The following is a 17,290-nucleotide window of genomic DNA, read 5'->3' on the forward strand; positions in this document are numbered from 1 at the left end:
GATGAGATTAATCCACTTTGACGATCCAACCTGCTGGCGCGCTTTTATCGCCAAACTGGATGCCAGTCAGTTCATCATAGAGTTTTTGTGTGATTGGGCCTACCTCGGTTTCAGAATAGAATACGTGGAAGTTATCACCATATTGAATGCCGCCGATAGGGGTGATGACGGCAGCCGTACCACAAGCACCCGCTTCGGCAAACTCATCAAGTTTATCAATATAGACATCGCCCTCAATCGCTTCAAGGCCAAGGCGAGCGCGAGCGAGTTCTAGCAATGAGTACTTGGTAATGCTAGGTAAAATCGACGGCGAATAAGGGGTGACAAATTTATTATCACGGGTGATACCAAAAAAGTTGGCTGAGCCCACTTCTTCAATTTTGGTATGTGTCTTCGGATCAAGGTAGATACAATCGCCAAATTTACGTTCATGTGCAAGATGGCCTGGCAATAAGCTGGCAGCGTAGTTGCCACCGACTTTGGCAGCACCTGTGCCGTTAGGGGCTGCGCGATCGTAGTCAGAGACAATAAAGTTGGTCGGTTGCATGCCGCCTTTGAAATAGGCACCCACAGGGCAGCAGAACACAGTGAAAATAAACTCAGGCGCTGAGTGTACGCCGATGTTGTCGCCGACGCCGATGATCAAAGGGCGAAGATATAAGGTTGCGCCAAAGCCATAAGGGGCGACAAAGCGCTCGTTGGCTTTCACCACTTGCTTACACGCATTAATAAACATCTCAGTTGGCACTTCTGGCATCAACAATCGTTGACAGCTTTTTTGCAGCCGTTGCGCATTTTGATCGGGGCGGAAGAGGTTAATTGAGCCGTCTTTGCAGCGATAGGCTTTCAAGCCTTCAAAGCTCTGTTGACCATAGTGAAGTGCGGTTGACCCTTCACTGATATGCAGCGTGTTATCTTGTGTCAACTCACCTTGATTCCATTTGCCGTCTTTCCAATGGGCGATGTAGCGATAATCGGTTTTCACATAGCTAAATCCAAGATTAGCCCAATCAATAGTGCTGTCTGTCATAGGTTGTCCTTAAAATGTATTGAGTGATGAATTATTTTTAACCCTTTTGCGTGTGAAATCAATCTTTAATTTGCATTTGGCTAATTTGCCGACATATCATACAGTCAGGGAAAGAATTTTACGTCCAAGGAATAGCGTGAGATGGATTTTATGATAGTATAACGCAGATAAAAAAAGCCACCCAAGTGGGTGGCCTATAAATCAAAAAATATACAGGAAGTTAAGAGTAGAACTCAAATCTAGAAAACTAGATAAAACACAACATCATACTTAAAGCAGCAGTCAATTGCTTAAGTAATGGTTGTATTTTAAGAGCTATCAGCGCCTACAACAATCTATATTTTTTTATCGCTTGCATTAGTTTTTTTTATGAGTAAGGACGTTGTATGCAGAATAAAAATTTGCCGCCACTCAATGCGCTCAAGGCGTTTGAAGCCTCAGCACGGCTGTTGAGCTTCACTAAAGCGGCAGATGAGCTGTTTGTCACACAGGCTGCGATCAGTCACCAAATAAAATTATTGGAAGACTATCTAGGTCTAGCATTGTTTGTGCGGAAAAATCGTACGCTTATGCTTACAGACGAAGGCAGCACCTATTTTTATGATGTGCGTGCAGCATTGCAACGCCTTGCGCAAGCTACGCGCAAAATCAAAAATCAACGCTCTAGTGAGCATTTGACCATCAAGGTGCCACAAACTTTCGGCATGGCATGGTTAATACCGCACTTGGGCGAATTTAACCAGCGCTATCCGCAAATTGAAGTGGCTATTCAAGGGGTGGATTATGATGAAAGTGCGGTCATTACCGATGCTGATGTGGCGATTTTCTATGGGCGGGGTCATTGGGCAGGGCTTGAGAGCCATCAGTTATTTTCAGGCAAATTATCGATTTTGGCCGCGCCGAGTCTGCTGGCACAAAAGCCGTTGACCTCTCTTAATGCACTCAAACAGCACAATTTGTTACATATTCACAGTCGTGAAAACTGGCAAAATATGGTGGCGCACTTGGGCGTGGAGGATATTGATATTGCTCATGGTGTGGTGTTTAGCCACACGTTTATGGCGCTTCAAGCGGCAATTCATGGGCAAGGGGTGGTGCTGGCAAATACTATTCTAACGCAAAAATACCTCAACGAAGGCTTGTTAAACGAGGTGTTTTTAACCGATGTAACAGATCCCAAATCGTTTTATGTAGTGTATCATAGCGATAACAAAGACAAAGCGCCCGTGCTGGCGTTTGTTGATTGGATTAGCCAACACCGTCAATAGGAGAGCAAATATGGGGAATCGATTTTTAGTGTTAGCTGCGCTGAGTGGCTTATTTTCAGTCGCTTTTGGGGCTTACAGTGCGCATGCTTTGGTCGGGGATATGACCGCACTTGCGCAAGATTGGCTTATCAAAGCGCAAAACTATCAGTTTGTCCACACGTTAGCGTTGTTGGCGCTGGGTTTTTTCGTGGCTGCGACCAAAAACCAAGTGCAGCCGTCATGCCGTCGCATGGGGCTTAACTGGATTGGCTACAGCTGGGCGGTGGGTATTGTTTGCTTTAGTGGCAGTTTATACTTAATGGCAGCAACAGGCACAGAGGCGGTGAAATACCTCACGCCAATTGGTGGCGTGGCGTTTTTGCTTGGCTGGGGCGCGCTTGCGGTGATCAGCATTGGCAACTGCATTAAACCGCGGGATTAAGTTTGAACGCGTTACTTATCTATTGCCGTGCAGGCTTTGAAAAGGAAGTGGCGGCAGAAATCAGCGATAAAGCCGCACAAGCAGGGGGCTTTGGTTATGCGAAAGTGGTATCCGATAGTGGCTGGGTACTGTTTAGCGTGCATCCGCCTGTCAAGGCATCATTTTTAGCCAAAGCCATTGACTTTAAACAACTCATTTTTGCACGTCAGCTGATTGTGGTGTGCGATGAATTGACACAATTACCGCTGTCTGATCGCATCACACCGATCATATCCAGTTTGCAAACCCAGTTTACTGATGAATTATTGCGCCGCAGTGACACGCTATGGCTGGAAACACCAGACACCAACGAGAGCAAATCGCTTGCCACCTTTTGCCGAAAATTGACGGTGCCGCTACGCAGCGCGATGAAAAAGTGCGGTTGGTTACAATATCGTGGTGTGGTGGGCGTGAGCGTGCATTTGCTCTTTTTAGCCAATAACCACTGTTTTTTGGGCTATTCATATAATGATAATCATTCACCGCACTTTATGGGCATTGCGCGTTTGCGATTCCCACACGACGCCCCCAGCCGTTCAACGTTAAAGTTAGACGAGGCGATCACCACCTTTTTGCCAGGTCAGCTGGCGCAAAAACGCCTGCGTGAGGGCATGCAAGCGGTGGATCTTGGCGCTTGTCCTGGGGGCTGGACATACCAATTAGTTAAACGTGGACTGTTTGTTTATGGGGTTGATCACGGCAAAATTGCGCCGAGCTTGATGGCAACGAGCAAAGTGGAACACTGCGCCGAAGATGGCTTTGTGTTTAAGCCTCCGAGGCACGCTAATATCGATTGGCTGGTGTGTGATATGGTTGAGCAGCCTCAGCGCATTAGCGCGCTGATATGTAAGTGGCTGACCCAAGGCTGGGCGCGTCAGAGTATTTTTAACCTTAAATTGCCGATGAAAAAACGTTATCAAGAAGTGATGCGTTGCTTTGAGTTGATCGATCAAAACCTCACTCAAGCAGGACTTACTTATGAACTGCAAGCTAAGCAGCTTTATCACGACCGAGAAGAAATTACCGTTTATATCAATATAAAAGGATAACGCAATGACACAATTACGCATTGCCGTCGCAGGTGCAGGCGGCCGAATGGGAAAAAATTTAATTAAAGCCGTCAGCCAAGCTGACGGCGTGGTGCTCACTGTGGCTCTTGAGCGTCAAGGATCTACGTTGACAGGCGTGGACGCTGGCGAGCTGGCAGGGATCGGGCGCAATGGTGTGCGGGTGAGTGATGATATTGAGGCGGTGATCAAGGATTTTGATGTGTTGATTGATTTCACTCGCCCTGAGGGCACGCTGGCATATTTACAGCACTGCGTGGAGCACCACAAAAAAATGGTGATTGGCACAACTGGCCTTGATGCCAGTGAGAAAGCCGTGTTGGCGCGCGCAGGCAAGCAAATTGCCATTGTGTTTGCCTCTAACTATTCTGTTGGGGTGAATTTGGTGTTTAAATTGCTTGAAAAAGCAGCGAAAGTGATGGGTGAGTATTGCGATATTGAAGTGATTGAAGCCCACCATCGCCACAAAGTGGATGCACCGTCAGGCACCGCACTTTCTATGGGTGAGCATATTGCGAAAACCCTCGGGCGAGATTTGAGCAAGGACGGCGTATTTTGCCGTGAGGGTATAACCAGCGAGCGCAAGCAAAATGAAATTGGCTTTGCCACCATTCGTGCCGCCGACGTGGTGGGTGAGCATACGGTGTGGTTTGCCGATGAGGGTGAGCGAGTGGAAATTGCCCACAAAGCCTCTAGCCGAATGACGTTTGCCAACGGTGCAGTGCGCGCGGCCAAGTGGCTAAACGCACAAAAGTGCGGTTTGTTTGATATGACCGATGTGCTCGATCTCAATAGCCTTTAGTGCTAGAATGGCGCGAGTTTAACCCACAGGAGACGTTATGCTAAAACTGACCGCACTTTTGTTGTCGAGCCTGTTTTTGGCAGCGTGTACGCCATCGATGTCAACATCATCAACTTTGCAGCAGGCACCCATTGATGCCTTGCTCAAACGCACTTGGCAGGTGGTCGCCCTTGATGGTAAACCTGTGCGCGCGCAAGATTATCAACTGCAAATCGATGATGACGGTAGACTGAGTGCTTATTTTGGGTGTAATCGCATTCTTGGCACCCTGAAACAGGCGCACGACGGGGAGTTTCAGCTTATAGAGAATGTAGCCAGCACGCGGATGTTATGTCGACATGATGATGAACAGCAAGGCATAAAGGCGCTGCAAAGTGCGGTACGCTATGATGTGGTGACACGAAAAGCGCCATTTGAGCAACTGATGCTGCGCGATGCCACAGGCAAGGTGCGGTTGGAAGCACTTTTTCAGATTTTTTGATCATAACCGCACTTTTTAGTGCGGTTTTTTATGATGTTATTTTTAATGAATATTTATTCTTAAAAGTGAATATTTATTATGGACAACAGGATTAAAAATTTGGATAATGCATAGCATTATCTTTTATCAACACCAAATCAATAGGGATTATTATGTCTGCGACAATTCTTGAATCGTTACCGAAAGGTAAAAAAGTGGGAATCGCTTTTTCAGGCGGTTTAGACACCAGCGCCGCACTTTTGTGGATGCGTCAAAAAGGCGCCGTGCCTTATGCCTACACGGCGAATTTAGGGCAGCCTGATGAGGACGATTACGAGGCTATTCCGCGCAAAGCCAAAGAATATGGCGCAGAAGATGCTCGCTTAATCGATTGTCGCAAACAGCTCGCCCATGAGGGTATTGCGGCTATCCAATGTGGTGCATTTCACATCACAACAGGAGGTATGACTTATTTCAACACCACCCCTCTTGGTCGCGCGGTGACAGGCACAATGTTGGTGGCGGCGATGAAAGAAGATGATGTGAATATTTGGGGCGATGGCAGTACGTTCAAAGGCAATGACATTGAGCGCTTTTATCGCTATGGCTTGCTGACCAACCCGAATCTTAAAATCTATAAGCCTTGGCTTGATCAACAATTTATTGATGAGCTAGGCGGGCGCCATGAAATGTCTGAATTTTTAATTGCCAACGGCTTTAACTACAAAATGTCGGTGGAAAAAGCCTATTCCACCGACTCCAATATGCTAGGCGCCACCCACGAGGCGAAAGATCTCGAGTTTTTAAATGCCAGCATTCGCATTGTGAACCCGATTATGGGTGTGCCGTTTTGGAAAGAAGACGTCATCATCAAGCCAGAAGAGGTCAAAGTGCGGTTTGAAGAAGGTATGCCAGTGGCTTTAAATGGTCAAGAGTTTAGCAATCCTGTGGAATTATTTTTAGAAGCCAATCGTATTGGTGGCCGTCACGGGTTGGGTATGAGCGATCAGATTGAAAACCGCATCATTGAGGCGAAAAGCCGTGGAATTTATGAAGCGCCAGGTATGGCGTTATTACACATTGCCTATGAACGTTTGGTCAGTGGCATTCACAACGAAGACACCATCGAGCAATACCGCATCAACGGTTTGCGCTTAGGGCGTTTGCTCTATCAAGGCCGTTGGTTTGATCCACAAGCCTTAATGCTGCGTGAAACGGCGCAACGTTGGGTGGCGCGAGCCATCACAGGCGAAGTAACCCTTGAGCTGCGCCGTGGTAATGATTACTCGATTCTGAATACCGAATCGCCGAATTTAACCTATGCGCCAGAGCGTTTGAGCATGGAAAAAGTGGAAAATGCACCATTTAGTCCAGCGGATCGTATTGGTCAATTAACAATGCGTAATCTAGATATTGTCGATACACGCGAAAAAATTGGTATCTACAAGCAAACTGGCTTACTCACAGCTAGTCAAGAAAGTCAGCTGCCACAACTAGACGCAAAAAAATAAGTTTAAGCACCATCACAACCGCACTTTGATTTAAAGTGCGGTTTTTTATATGTATTCTTTTTGTGAGTTAAATAAGATAGAATTTGAATTTATTTATACTTAAGGAAATGACATGTTAAGTCGTAAAGAATTGGCTGTACTCGGAATGATGATTTTCTCGCTTTTTCTTGGGGCGGGCAATATCATTTTCCCACCGATGGAAGGCTATCACGCAGGCACGCATTGGCTATTTGCTGCGCTTGGATTTGTGCTCACAGGCGTATTTATGCCATTTATCACGTTAATTGTGGTCTCAGTTAAAGGGCGTGGTGAGGCGCTTTCTACCGATTTGCCAAAATGGGCTGGAGTGCTCTTTTGGTCGATTTTGTATTTGGTGATTGGCTCTACATTCGCTATGCCACGGGTGACAAATGTGGCATTTGAAATGGCGTGGGTGCCACTGAATATCTACAATGGCGATAACGCCCATTTGATTTTTGCGTTTGTTTTCAACATTATCGGGATGTTTTTTATGCTGGGGCGCAGCACAATGATTTCCACGATTGGGAAATTTATGGCACCAGCATTGCTGATTTTATTATTGATAGTAGCCTACGCTGTGATCACCTCACCAATTTCACCGATGGTGCAGCCAAGTCATGCTTATGCGGAAAATTCTGCCGTGACGACAGGCCTTGTCGGGGGCTATCAAACCATGGATGTACTTTCGGCTATGGCCTTTGGTGGCATTGTGGCGCGTGCGATGGCCGTCAATGGCGTAGAAAACAGCAAAGCAATTGTGAAATATACGCTCACAGCAGGTACAATTTCGGTGCTTTTGCTGACTGGGCTATATTTCTGTTTGTTCTATCTCGGGGCAACGAGTGAACAAGTGGCTGCTAGCTCCACCAACGGTGGGCAAATTTTCGCCCGATCTGTAGATGTGCTGTTTGGCCGGCAAGGTTCATGGATTATGAGTGGCATTGTGATGTTAGCCAATCTCACCACGTTGGTGGGTGTGACCAGCGCGTGCGCCGATTATTTCTCCAAATTTAACCACCGCTTGAATTACCGTTTTTTTGTTATTTTATTCACCATTTGTACGATTATTATTTCAGATACAGGGCTGGATACACTACTGCGTGTAACAATTCCTGCATTGTTGCTGATTTATCCGATTGCGATTATGCTGGTGGTGTTGCAATTATTGCGCCGTACATTGCCGAACATTGCGTTGTCATATAACCTCACCATTGCGGTAACCGCACTTTTAAGCGCGTGCGATAGTTTGAAAAATATCGGACTGTTGCCGCAAGTCATTGATCACCTAGTGGGCTATATTCCATTAGCCAACGAAGGCTTAATGTGGCTGTTGCCAGCAGCACTGGCATTAGTTATCAGCGTGTTGTGGGGCAAAGCGACGGTGAAATAATTGCCACTTGGGCTGGCGCAATGCGCCAGTTCAGATTATAATACCTGACTAAAACATAAAACTATTTTAGAGGCAAATATGGAAACCATTGAGAGAATTAAACAACAAATTAGCGAAAACCCGATTCTGCTGTATATGAAAGGTTCGCCGAAGTTTCCTTCCTGTGGCTTTTCAGCGCGTGCTGTGGAAGCGTTAATTCACTGCAAAGTGCCATTTGGCTATGTAGATATTTTGCAAAACCCTGATATTCGTGCGGAATTGCCTAATTATGCCAACTGGCCAACGTTTCCACAACTGTGGGTGGAAGGCGAGCTGATTGGCGGCTGTGACATCATTATGGAAATGTTCCAACAAGGCGAACTACAGCCATTACTTAGCGAAGTGGCAGCGAAACACCAAAACGACGCTCAAGCGTGATTTATCAAAAATAAAAAGTGCGGTCAGTTTATTAGTTGACCGCACTTTTGTTATTCTCCGATAGAGAGAGAAGCACGAGATTTAAATGCTTTTTTTAATAATGTCAAAACACACTGGACTTTAGCAGATTGAGCTCGGTGAGCAGACACTGCATAAATGTTATAACTCGGCATTTCAAGCATAGGTAATATGATTTCAAGTTCCTTTTTTTCTACAGCAGTGTTAATTTCACCCATAAGTTGAAATGTTATGCCAAAACCTGAAATAGCAAGGCTTCGAGCGGTGAGGATATTAGGGCAGTAGAGAATATTATGGCTAGCAAAAGCCCCTAAATTCAAACTTGAAAAGGCATTGTCAAAAATATTGTTGTCATACTTAATCCATTTTTGTATTAATAAGTCATTCAGTGAATTGATTGGTTTTTTAGCGAGATAATTAGGTGATGCGCAAAGGCAAAGCTGCCATTGAGTTAAGTAACGGACTATCAGTTGACTGTTAGGTTGTGGTTCTGCTGCGCGTATTGCAATATCAATTTTGCCTTCCATCAAATCTGCTATATTGTCATCGGTATGTAAAATTAACTCAATCTGAGGATAATCTGTTGTAAGGCTACTGATAAAGTATTTAATTTCGCTGCTTTCGATGAATCCACTTGGCAGACTAAGATGCACCTCACCCTTAAAATGCGTTTGAAGATGGATTAAATTTTCTTCAGCACTTAAGAGTGACTTCTTAATATTTTTTGCCCCTTGCCACATCACTAATCCTGCTTCTGTTGGCTTTATGCGTCGAGTCGTTCTATTCAGAAGCTTTATATCATAGTGTTTTTCTAGTTGTTGAATATGTTGACTTACAGCAGAACTGCTAATGCCCAGCTCTCTAGCCACTTCAGACATATTTTCTTTCTCTAAAACTTTTCCTAACATCAAGATTGCTTTAATGACATCCATTAAATGTTCCTTATTTTTAAGCATTACTTAAAAGTGTATAAAGAAAAAAGGGGATTATCAAGTTAATATAACGCTGTATAATGCTTTAAAGATTTAATAAATGACTAAAATCAAGAGCAAATTATTATGCCACACATTAATATAAAATCTTATCCAAAGAATTTAACCAAAATTGAATTTGATAACTTTATATCAGAGTTAAATACTGTAATTCAGAGATATTTAAAAGCAAGTGATGATGTAATTTCCATTCATTATACTGAAGTTACGCAAGAAAACTGGCATGAGGTTTATAATCAAGAAATTAAACCTAATTTAAAATTTCTCGCTAAAAAACCAAACTACGAGATGTAACGATATTTTGAGATTAAATATGAAAGCTATTGTTGTTCGTAATCCTTGTGGAGCAAACGCTTTGCAAGTGGAGGAAGTCGCTTTGCCTCTTGTGAGGAAAGGCTGGGTTCGTGTGAAAATTAGAGCTTTTGGTATTAATCGGGCTGAAATTTATACGCGTAATGGTCTTTCTCCAGAAGTAAAATTTCCTAGAATCATAGGAATTGAGTGTGTTGGTGAAATTGATGACCCTTCAGATAGTGATTTTACTAAAGGTCAAAAAGTAGTTTCCTTAATGAAAGGTATGGGGCGAAACTTTGATGGAAGCTATGCAGAGTATGTGCTTATACCAAGTGATCAGGTTTATCCTATAAGAAGTAATATTCCATGGAATATTCTAGCCTCCATTCCTATAGGATATGGTACTGCTTTCGGCTCATTATTTGAGGTGCTACACCTAAAACATAACGAACATCTACTCATTCGGGGCGCAACTAGTTCTGTTGGTTTGGCAGCTGTTAAATTCGCGAAAGCCCTAGATTGCTTTGTTTATGCTACAACAAGAAACTTATCTCATAAAAATAAACTTATAGCATTGGGTGTAGATCAAGTCATTTTTGACGATGGTAACTTGGCCAAAAAAGGTCTTAAAGTTGATAAGACGCTAGAGCTGGTTGGTGCCAAAACTGTTAAAGACAGTCTCAAATGTACTCGTTGTGGCGGTATAGTTTGTTTTACTGGAATTTTAAGTGGCTGGATTGTACATGATTTCTATCCAATTGATGATATTCCTACAGGGGTTTATTTATCATCTTTTCATAGTGATAATTTAAATAAAGAATCTATTATTAATCTTTTTGATTTTATTGATAGACATGCTATCAAGTTAGAAAATCCCATTAGCTTTCCTTTGTCTGAAATTTCTCAAGCACACAAATTAATGGAAAGTAATCAGAGTATTAATAAAATTGTTATCGTCAATTTTGAGGAGTAATTGGGTGTTCATTGAAACCATCCAGACATTAATCAGTCGTAGGGAATTTTTTCTGAACCTTTTTCTAGAGCACTTACTTTTAAGTGGCATTGCTGCTGTGTTTTCAATTATTATTGGAGTATTATTGGGTGCTCTAATTTCTGAAAACAGAAAACTTGCACCATTTGTGATGCAAACTAGTAACATATTTTATACTATACCGTCAATTTCATTATTTGGATTGTTAATTCCATTGACGGGAATTGGAAATATATCTGCAGTTATAGCATTAACTGTATATGGTTTATTACCAGTGATTGGTGGAACATATGCTGGAATTAAACAAATTGACTTAGGTTTAATTGAAGCTGCCCAAGCTTTAGGGATGAATAAAAAACAAATACTTTATAGGATAAAGTTACCAATCGCATTTCCTATTATATTATCATCAATAAGAACAATGTTCGTAATGACGATTTCTTTAGCAGGAATAGCGTCATTTATTGGATCAGGTGGTCTAGGCGTTGCTATTTATCGTGGCATTACTACTAATAATACGAGTATGACTCTTATAGGTAGTCTGTTGATTATGTTTATTGCATTTGTAGTAGATTTTTTTTGTATATGTTTTGAGAAAAACATAAAATGGAGAAATTACTAATGTTTAAAAAATTATTTTACTTTTTATTTCTTTCATTATTTTTATTATTAACGGCTTGTCAGGAAAAAGATAAAATTAGAATTGCTACCAAACCAATGACTGAACAATTCATTTTGTCTGAGATGCTTGGTATCTTAATCAGACAAGAAATAGGAGTTGATGTGGAGATTACCAAAGGTATTGGTGGAGGTACAGCGAACATTCATCCAGCAATTTTGAAAGGTGACTTTGATCTATACCCTGAATATACAGGTACAGCTTGGTTATATGTTTTGAAAAAACAGCCTATTACTAATCCAGAATTATTACTCAATGAGCTAAAGAAAGAGTACAAGGAAAAATATAATCTTGAATGGGTTGGTATATATGGTTTTAATAATACTTTTGGTTTAGCTGTGAGATCGGATTATGCCTCTCAATATAAAATAAAAAGTTATTCTGACTTAGTAAAATATAGTCCTGGTTTGATATTCGGTGCTGAATATGATTTTTTTTGAGAGAGAAGATGGATATAAAGCACTTATTCATACCTATGGCTTTAATTTTGAAAAATCTAAGGATTTAGATATAAGTCTAAAATATCAAGCACTTAATAAAAAACAAATTGATGTTGTCGCTATATCAACAACTGATGGTGCATTATCCAATTCCAATATTCAAGTATTGTTAGACGATAAGCATTTTTATAATGATTATTATCTTGGAACAGTTGTTCGTGAATCGACTTTGAAAAAATTCCCAAAACTTAAAACTGCTCTCTTAAAAATGGAAAATTTGATCAGTGAAAAAGAGATGGCGACAATGAATGACTTAGTTGAAAATCACAATCAGGATGAAAAAGTAGTCGCCTATGAATTTTTAAAACAGAAAGGGTTAATCTTAAATAAAAAATGAGTATTTTAAATTATAAGATTAAATAAAATCTAATTATTGAACAACTTATAAATCATAAAAGTGCGGTCAGTGATTATGTGCCGACCGCACTTTTGTTATGCCAAGCTGACAAACTCCAGCGGTAATTTGCATAGAGTGGCGAGCAGTTGTTGCGCCATCACTTTTTGACTGATCGGTGATTTTTTCTCAATTAATACTGCGCGTTTGATGTTTTGTAGTTCAAAGCCGCTCATAATCAAGTGATTGATCGCCACTTGTAGCGCATTCAAACTTGGGTTGAAGGCGGCGTTTTCAGTATAGCTACCCCAGAAATAGAAACTGTCTTCCGTTTCCAGTGCAGCCCCTGCAAATGCACCACTGTAAGGCGCATGGCTGATGTTAAGGCCAGCCAGCGCAGCCTCATGTAATGGATCTTCACATAGCAACAAATAGCCGTTATCACGCGGCAATAGCAAACGCTCATTGATGTCTAAGTCATTCGGACCAAAGCTATGTGGCAGGAAAGTTTTTAGTGCATTGTTTGGATTTTCAGGCAAGTTAATCACTAATCCGTCAGCTTTGTTAAGCTCGTTCATAAATTGCCGACAATGCCCACAGGGCGCATAATTTACCGAAATCTCACGTAGGGCAGTTTCGCCACGAATCCAAGCATGGGCAATGGCGCTTTGCTCGGCGTGTACCGTTTGCTGAATACAGCTCGCTTTAAACTCTAAATTAGCACCAAAATAAAACGCGCCACTTTCTCCGATCGCTATCGCGCCGACATTGAATTTTGAGATAGGCGTGTGCGCATAAGCGCTTGCCACTGGCAGTAACGCTAATGAGAGTTCACGCGCAGTAAGGTTAAACTTATCACACAAATGGCGCACAGCAAAGTGCGGTAAATAAGCATTAAAACGTTGTTCACTAAAAAGCGTGAACACTGTTTGCGCTAAGTTTGGGTTTTTCAGTTGCCCACAAGCCTCGCGCACTTTGTCAGAAATATGACGTTCTGGCTGATAATGGTTTGGCATAATTCACCTCTTTATTGTTATTGTTTTTCTCATAATACGCGAAAATAAAAAAAAGGTCTTTGAGAAAAGACCTTTTTGTGAGACAAGTCAACAATAGAGCGTGCAATCGGTTATTTTTTGCGTGTTAGCAGTAAGCTGACCGTCACCAAGAGCAATGACAAGATAATCATTAAAAACGCTAGTGCGTTGATTTCGGGAGTGACACCCGTTTTCACCATTGAGAAGATTTTCAACGGTAAAATTTCATAGCTGATTCCACTCACGAAAGAGGATACCACCACATCGTCAAGCGAGATAGTGAAGCTCAATAGCCAGCCAGAGACAATCGCTGGTAATGCCAATGGCAGGATAATTTTGCCTAAAATGGTCAGCTCGCTGGCACCGAGATCCTTGGCTGCTTCAAGCATTTTAATGTCAAAGCCTTTGAGGCGCGATAAAATCGTGATCACCACATACGGCAGGCAGAAGGTGATGTGCGCAAGCAGCAGAGAGGTGAAACCTAGCTGCATACTAAAGAGCATAAACAGTGCCAACAGACTGACCGCCATCACAATATCAGGGGACATCATCACCACAAACAGCATGCCGCCCACAAATTGCTTGCCCCGAAAACGGTAGCGATAGAGGGCAATCGCCGTTAGTCCGCCGATGATCGTCGCCATGCTGGCAGCAAAAAAGGCAATGGTCACTGAGTGGATAGCGGCTTGGATTAGCGTGTCATTTTGCGCTAAATTGGTGTACCATTTCCATGTGAAACCTTTCCAGCTCAAGCCGTATCGGTCTTCATTGAAGGAGTTAACAATCAGAATAATAATTGGAATATAGAGATAGCTATATACCAAAAACATAAAACCGCCGCGTAAATATTTGCCCATTATTCTAACTCCGGTTTTTTGTTAAACAGTTTGCCTGCACGGTAGTACACATACAGCAGCAGCGCCATCAATAGTGTTAAACCAATGCTAATTGCCGCGCCAAAAGGCCAGTTGCGAGAAACCAAAAACTCATTTTTGATTACATTCCCCACTAGCAGGATTTTTGAACCGCCGAGCAAATCAGCGACGTAGAACATACCCATCGCTGGTAGTAATACCAACAAACAACCCGCGATAATGCCAGGCATCGTCAGTGGCAAAATGATTTTGACAAAACGCTGAAAAGCATTAGCACCAAGATCTTTAGCGGCTTCTAACAGGCGACTATCAAGTTTTTCAATGGCAGAGTAGAGCGGCAAAATCATAAAAGGCAGCAAAATATACACCAGCCCGATGATGACCGCACTTTCACTGTTGATAATCCGTATCGGTGTATCAATAATGCCAAGTGACATTAACGTGTTATTGAGCACCCCGCGCGCGCCGAGAAATATCTTCATGCCGTAAATGCGAATGAGGGAATTAGTCCAGAAAGGCAAAATCACCATAAACAGTAAAATCGGGCGGTATTTTTGTGGTAAGCGTGCGATGAAAAAAGCAAAAGGGTACCCCACCAACAAGCAGATGATGGTGGCAATGCCTGACATATAAAGTGAGTTCCAAATCACTTTGGCATACAGGGGATCCACTAAACGTTTGTAGCTGTCTAACGAAAACGTAAAGTCGATTAACTCACTGCTGTTGCGCGTTAAAAAGCTCGCCCCCAGCACCAACAAATTTGGCACGAGAATAAAAAAGATCAACCAGGCGAAAATCACCGCCACAGTCATGGTTTGAAAATTACGCGTTGTTATCTTCATCTTCCAATACCACTTCCCAGCTTTCAACCCAAGTGATTGCCACTTTTTGATTTAACGAGTGATCCACATCAGGGTCATCTTCATTGAAAAATTCGCTAATCAGCACAATTTTTCCGTTTTCCAATTCAATCGTAGAATCGAGTGTCATGCCTTTGTAGTTACGCTCTCGCACAAAACCAATTAAGCCATTGCCTTTTTCGTCATGGTCAACCTCTTCTAGGCGTAAATCTTCAGGGCGAAGCAGTACTTTGAGTTTAGCACCAACATCAAAAGTGCGGTTGGCGTAAATATCACAAATGCGACCTTCCACATTGGCGCGCAAGCGGCGTTCGTCAAGGCGTTCGATCACAGTGGCATCAAAAATATTGATTTCACCAATAAAGCGCGCAACAAACAAGGAGTTAGGCTCTTCGTAAATTTCACGCGGTGTGCCGTCTTGTTGCAATTTGCCTTCCCGCAGCACAATGATGCGGTCCGACATACTTAAGGCTTCTTCTTGATCGTGCGTGACGAAAATAAAGGTGATGCCCAGCTGGCGCTGCAATGCTTTGAGTTCATTTTGCATCTGCTTGCGTAGGTTATAGTCAAGGGCAGAGAGGGATTCATCAAGTAGCAACACTTTAGGTTTATTCACCACCGCGCGAGCAATCGCCACACGTTGCTGTTGCCCGCCTGACAGTTGCGCTGGTTTGCGCTTGGCGTATGTCTCAAGCTGCACCATGCGTAAGGCTTCCATCACGCGTGGCTTGATTTCATCACTGGGTACATTTTGCATTTTTAAACCGAAAGCGACATTGTCAAAAATGCTCATGTGCGGGAAGAGGGCATAGCTTTGAAAAACGGTGTTGACGGGGCGTTGTTCTGCTGGCATATCGCTGATGTCTTGTCCATCTAGAATAATTTGCCCACCATCGAGGGATTCAAAACCGGCAATCAGGCGTAAAATGGTGGTTTTACCACAGCCAGAAGGCCCTAAAATCGTGATGAATTCACCGTTATTGATCGATAAAGAGAAGTTTTCGATAATGGCTTTGCCATCAAATTCTTTACGAATTGAACGCAGTTCAATAACGGGCGCAGCATTGACAATATTTTCCACTTTCTTTGGTTTCCCCCTATAGGATTGACGCGCAATCAATCACAGTTGTTTTAATAAAATACAAAGGCGTAAGAATACCACAATTAAATTTAAGATGACAAAAAATTCCGTGTATTTTCGCCCATTTTTGCAAACTTTTTTTAAGCCTTAAAAGTGCGGTTTTAGATATTGATTTTATTATGATTTTTATAGGCGTTGTAAGGACTTAAAAGTCAGGCTTAAGATTTTGCTTAAATGCACTTGGCTTTTTATGGTAGAATCCGCGCAAACTGATGACATCACAATGAAAGGAATACTATGAAATATATTGAAGGCCTGCTGACTGCGCCAAATGCGCGCATTGCTGTGGCTATTGCTCGCTTTAATAGCTTTATTAACGACAGCCTGCAAGCGGGCGCAGTGGATGCACTTAAGCGTGTAGGTCAGGTAAAAGATGAGAATATCACCATCGTGAAAGTTCCAGGTGCCTATGAGCTGCCGCTGGTGGTGCGCCGCTTGGCTGCCACAGGGCAGTATGATGCCATTGTCGCGCTTGGTACGGTGATTCGAGGCGGTACAGCACATTTTGAATATGTTGCAGGTGAGGCTGCCAGTGGGCTTGGGCAAGTGGCCATGCTCGCTGATTTACCTGTGGCGTTTGGTGTGTTGACTACAGAAAACATTGAACAAGCGATTGAACGCGCGGGCACTAAGGCAGGTAACAAAGGGGCTGAGGCCGCTTTAGTGGCGCTTGAGATGATCAGTGTGCTCAATCAAATTAAACAAGGAGGCAAAAATGAGTAAAATTTCTCCTCGTCATCGCGCGCGCGAATGTGCGCTGCAAGCTCTGTATTCTTGGTTGATGTCGCATAATGATGTTGCCGATGTGGAAGTGGCGTTTATGCTTGAGCAAGAGATGAAAGGCGTTGATGTGGCCTATTTCCGCACGCTTTTGCAAGAGACCGTTAAGCACGAAGAGGCGCTTAAAGCCTTGATTGAACCGCACTTAGATCGTGCGTTTAAAAGCCTTGACCCGATTGAACGCGTATTATTATTGATGGCGGCCTATGAACTGCGTTATCAGGATGTGCCTTATAAAGTGGTGATCAATGAAGCGGTGGAAGTGGCGAAAACATTTGGCGCCGAAGAAGGTCATAAATACATTAATGGTGTCTTAGACAAGATTGCACAAGGGCTTGCGAAATAAAACATCGCCCTGCTGTTTTA

The 17,290-nt window shown here is 42.9% G+C and carries 21 protein-coding genes; 15 read left to right on the top strand and 6 right to left on the bottom strand.

Annotated features, from left to right (window positions below; genetic code table 11):
- Positions 1-7 precede the first annotated feature (7 nt).
- Positions 8-1,030: a branched-chain amino acid aminotransferase gene (locus tag HPC38_RS06395; RefSeq protein WP_208120459.1), complete on the bottom strand. Its 1,023-nt coding sequence runs from the start codon at positions 1,028-1,030 to the stop codon at positions 8-10.
- A 386-nt stretch (positions 1,031-1,416) separates the two neighbouring features.
- Here HPC38_RS06395 and HPC38_RS06400 point away from each other — a divergent pair, with 386 nt between their 5' ends.
- The 8 genes from HPC38_RS06400 (at position 1,417) to grxD (ending at position 8,426) form a co-directional block, all read left to right on the top strand.
- Complete coding sequence (locus HPC38_RS06400; RefSeq protein ID WP_208120460.1) at positions 1,417-2,298, top strand: transcriptional regulator GcvA; 882 nt, start codon at positions 1,417-1,419, stop codon at positions 2,296-2,298.
- 10 nt (positions 2,299-2,308) lie between these two features.
- Positions 2,309-2,719 (top strand): DUF423 domain-containing protein, encoded by a 411-nt coding sequence (locus tag HPC38_RS06405; protein WP_208120461.1) that lies wholly within the window; start codon positions 2,309-2,311, stop codon positions 2,717-2,719.
- A gap of 2 nt (positions 2,720-2,721) precedes the next feature.
- The gene (rlmM, locus tag HPC38_RS06410; protein ID WP_208120462.1) at positions 2,722-3,807 is read left to right on the top strand and encodes a 23S rRNA (cytidine(2498)-2'-O)-methyltransferase RlmM; all 1,086 of its coding nucleotides are present in this window, start codon (positions 2,722-2,724) and stop codon (positions 3,805-3,807) included.
- Positions 3,808-3,811: 4 nt separating this feature from the next.
- The gene (gene dapB, locus HPC38_RS06415; protein WP_208120463.1) at positions 3,812-4,627 is read left to right on the top strand and encodes a 4-hydroxy-tetrahydrodipicolinate reductase; all 816 of its coding nucleotides are present in this window, start codon (positions 3,812-3,814) and stop codon (positions 4,625-4,627) included.
- 37 nt (positions 4,628-4,664) lie between these two features.
- Positions 4,665-5,108 carry an META domain-containing protein gene (locus HPC38_RS06420; RefSeq protein ID WP_208120464.1) on the top strand — a complete coding sequence of 148 codons (444 nt, stop codon included), beginning with the start codon at positions 4,665-4,667 and terminating at the stop codon, positions 5,106-5,108.
- 152 nt (positions 5,109-5,260) lie between these two features.
- Positions 5,261-6,598 (top strand): argininosuccinate synthase, encoded by a 1,338-nt coding sequence (gene argG, locus HPC38_RS06425; RefSeq protein WP_208120465.1) that lies wholly within the window; start codon positions 5,261-5,263, stop codon positions 6,596-6,598.
- A 112-nt stretch (positions 6,599-6,710) separates the two neighbouring features.
- Positions 6,711-8,009: a branched-chain amino acid transport system II carrier protein gene (gene brnQ / locus HPC38_RS06430; RefSeq protein ID WP_208120466.1), complete on the top strand. Its 1,299-nt coding sequence runs from the start codon at positions 6,711-6,713 to the stop codon at positions 8,007-8,009.
- Positions 8,010-8,087: 78 nt separating this feature from the next.
- A complete protein-coding gene (gene grxD / locus HPC38_RS06435) occupies positions 8,088-8,426 on the top strand; it encodes a Grx4 family monothiol glutaredoxin (protein WP_208120467.1) in 339 nt (112 codons plus the stop codon).
- A 50-nt stretch (positions 8,427-8,476) separates the two neighbouring features.
- On the opposite strand, the gene HPC38_RS06440 is transcribed toward grxD, so the two are convergent.
- Complete coding sequence (locus HPC38_RS06440) at positions 8,477-9,376, bottom strand: LysR family transcriptional regulator (protein ID WP_208120468.1); 900 nt, start codon at positions 9,374-9,376, stop codon at positions 8,477-8,479.
- Between the two features lie 126 nt (positions 9,377-9,502).
- On the opposite strand from HPC38_RS06440, the gene HPC38_RS06445 reads away from it, so the two are divergent.
- The 5 genes from HPC38_RS06445 to HPC38_RS06465 are packed head-to-tail and all read left to right on the top strand — an operon-like array spanning position 9,503 to position 12,237.
- A complete protein-coding gene (locus HPC38_RS06445) occupies positions 9,503-9,730 on the top strand; it encodes a tautomerase family protein (RefSeq protein ID WP_208120469.1) in 228 nt (75 codons plus the stop codon).
- A gap of 19 nt (positions 9,731-9,749) precedes the next feature.
- Complete coding sequence (locus HPC38_RS06450) at positions 9,750-10,703, top strand: alcohol dehydrogenase catalytic domain-containing protein (RefSeq protein WP_208120470.1); 954 nt, start codon at positions 9,750-9,752, stop codon at positions 10,701-10,703.
- Positions 10,704-10,707: 4 nt separating this feature from the next.
- Complete coding sequence (locus HPC38_RS06455) at positions 10,708-11,343, top strand: ABC transporter permease (protein WP_328805248.1); 636 nt, start codon at positions 10,708-10,710, stop codon at positions 11,341-11,343.
- Positions 11,343-11,840 carry a glycine betaine ABC transporter substrate-binding protein gene (locus tag HPC38_RS06460; protein WP_208120471.1) on the top strand — a complete coding sequence of 166 codons (498 nt, stop codon included), beginning with the start codon at positions 11,343-11,345 and terminating at the stop codon, positions 11,838-11,840. The genes HPC38_RS06455 and HPC38_RS06460 overlap by 1 nt, the downstream gene beginning before the upstream one ends.
- Complete coding sequence (locus HPC38_RS06465; protein WP_208120472.1) at positions 11,827-12,237, top strand: glycine betaine ABC transporter substrate-binding protein; 411 nt, start codon at positions 11,827-11,829, stop codon at positions 12,235-12,237. Before HPC38_RS06460 ends, HPC38_RS06465 begins: the two co-directional genes overlap by 14 nt.
- A 95-nt stretch (positions 12,238-12,332) precedes the next feature.
- Here the strand turns inward: HPC38_RS06465 and cdd are convergent, their stop codons facing one another.
- The 4 genes from cdd to potA all read right to left on the bottom strand — a co-directional run bounded on the left by cdd (position 12,333) and on the right by potA (position 16,084).
- Positions 12,333-13,250 (bottom strand): cytidine deaminase, encoded by a 918-nt coding sequence (cdd, locus tag HPC38_RS06470; protein WP_208120473.1) that lies wholly within the window; start codon positions 13,248-13,250, stop codon positions 12,333-12,335.
- A 110-nt stretch (positions 13,251-13,360) separates the two neighbouring features.
- A complete protein-coding gene (potC, locus tag HPC38_RS06475) occupies positions 13,361-14,125 on the bottom strand; it encodes a spermidine/putrescine ABC transporter permease PotC (RefSeq protein ID WP_208120474.1) in 765 nt (254 codons plus the stop codon).
- Complete coding sequence (potB, locus tag HPC38_RS06480; protein WP_208120475.1) at positions 14,125-14,985, bottom strand: spermidine/putrescine ABC transporter permease PotB; 861 nt, start codon at positions 14,983-14,985, stop codon at positions 14,125-14,127. Before potB ends, potC begins: the two co-directional genes overlap by 1 nt.
- Positions 14,966-16,084: a spermidine/putrescine ABC transporter ATP-binding protein PotA gene (gene potA, locus HPC38_RS06485; RefSeq protein WP_208120476.1), complete on the bottom strand. Its 1,119-nt coding sequence runs from the start codon at positions 16,082-16,084 to the stop codon at positions 14,966-14,968. Before potA ends, potB begins: the two co-directional genes overlap by 20 nt.
- 297 nt (positions 16,085-16,381) lie before the next feature.
- Here potA and ribH point away from each other — a divergent pair, with 297 nt between their 5' ends.
- Positions 16,382-16,867 (top strand): 6,7-dimethyl-8-ribityllumazine synthase, encoded by a 486-nt coding sequence (gene ribH / locus HPC38_RS06490; RefSeq protein ID WP_208120477.1) that lies wholly within the window; start codon positions 16,382-16,384, stop codon positions 16,865-16,867.
- Positions 16,860-17,270 carry a transcription antitermination factor NusB gene (gene nusB / locus HPC38_RS06495; RefSeq protein WP_208120478.1) on the top strand — a complete coding sequence of 137 codons (411 nt, stop codon included), beginning with the start codon at positions 16,860-16,862 and terminating at the stop codon, positions 17,268-17,270. The genes ribH and nusB overlap by 8 nt, the downstream gene beginning before the upstream one ends.
- Positions 17,271-17,290 lie beyond the last annotated feature (20 nt).

It is taken from the genome of Spirabiliibacterium pneumoniae (assembly GCF_014884995.1).
Taxonomy (GTDB): Bacteria; Pseudomonadota; Gammaproteobacteria; order Enterobacterales; family Pasteurellaceae; genus Spirabiliibacterium; species Spirabiliibacterium pneumoniae.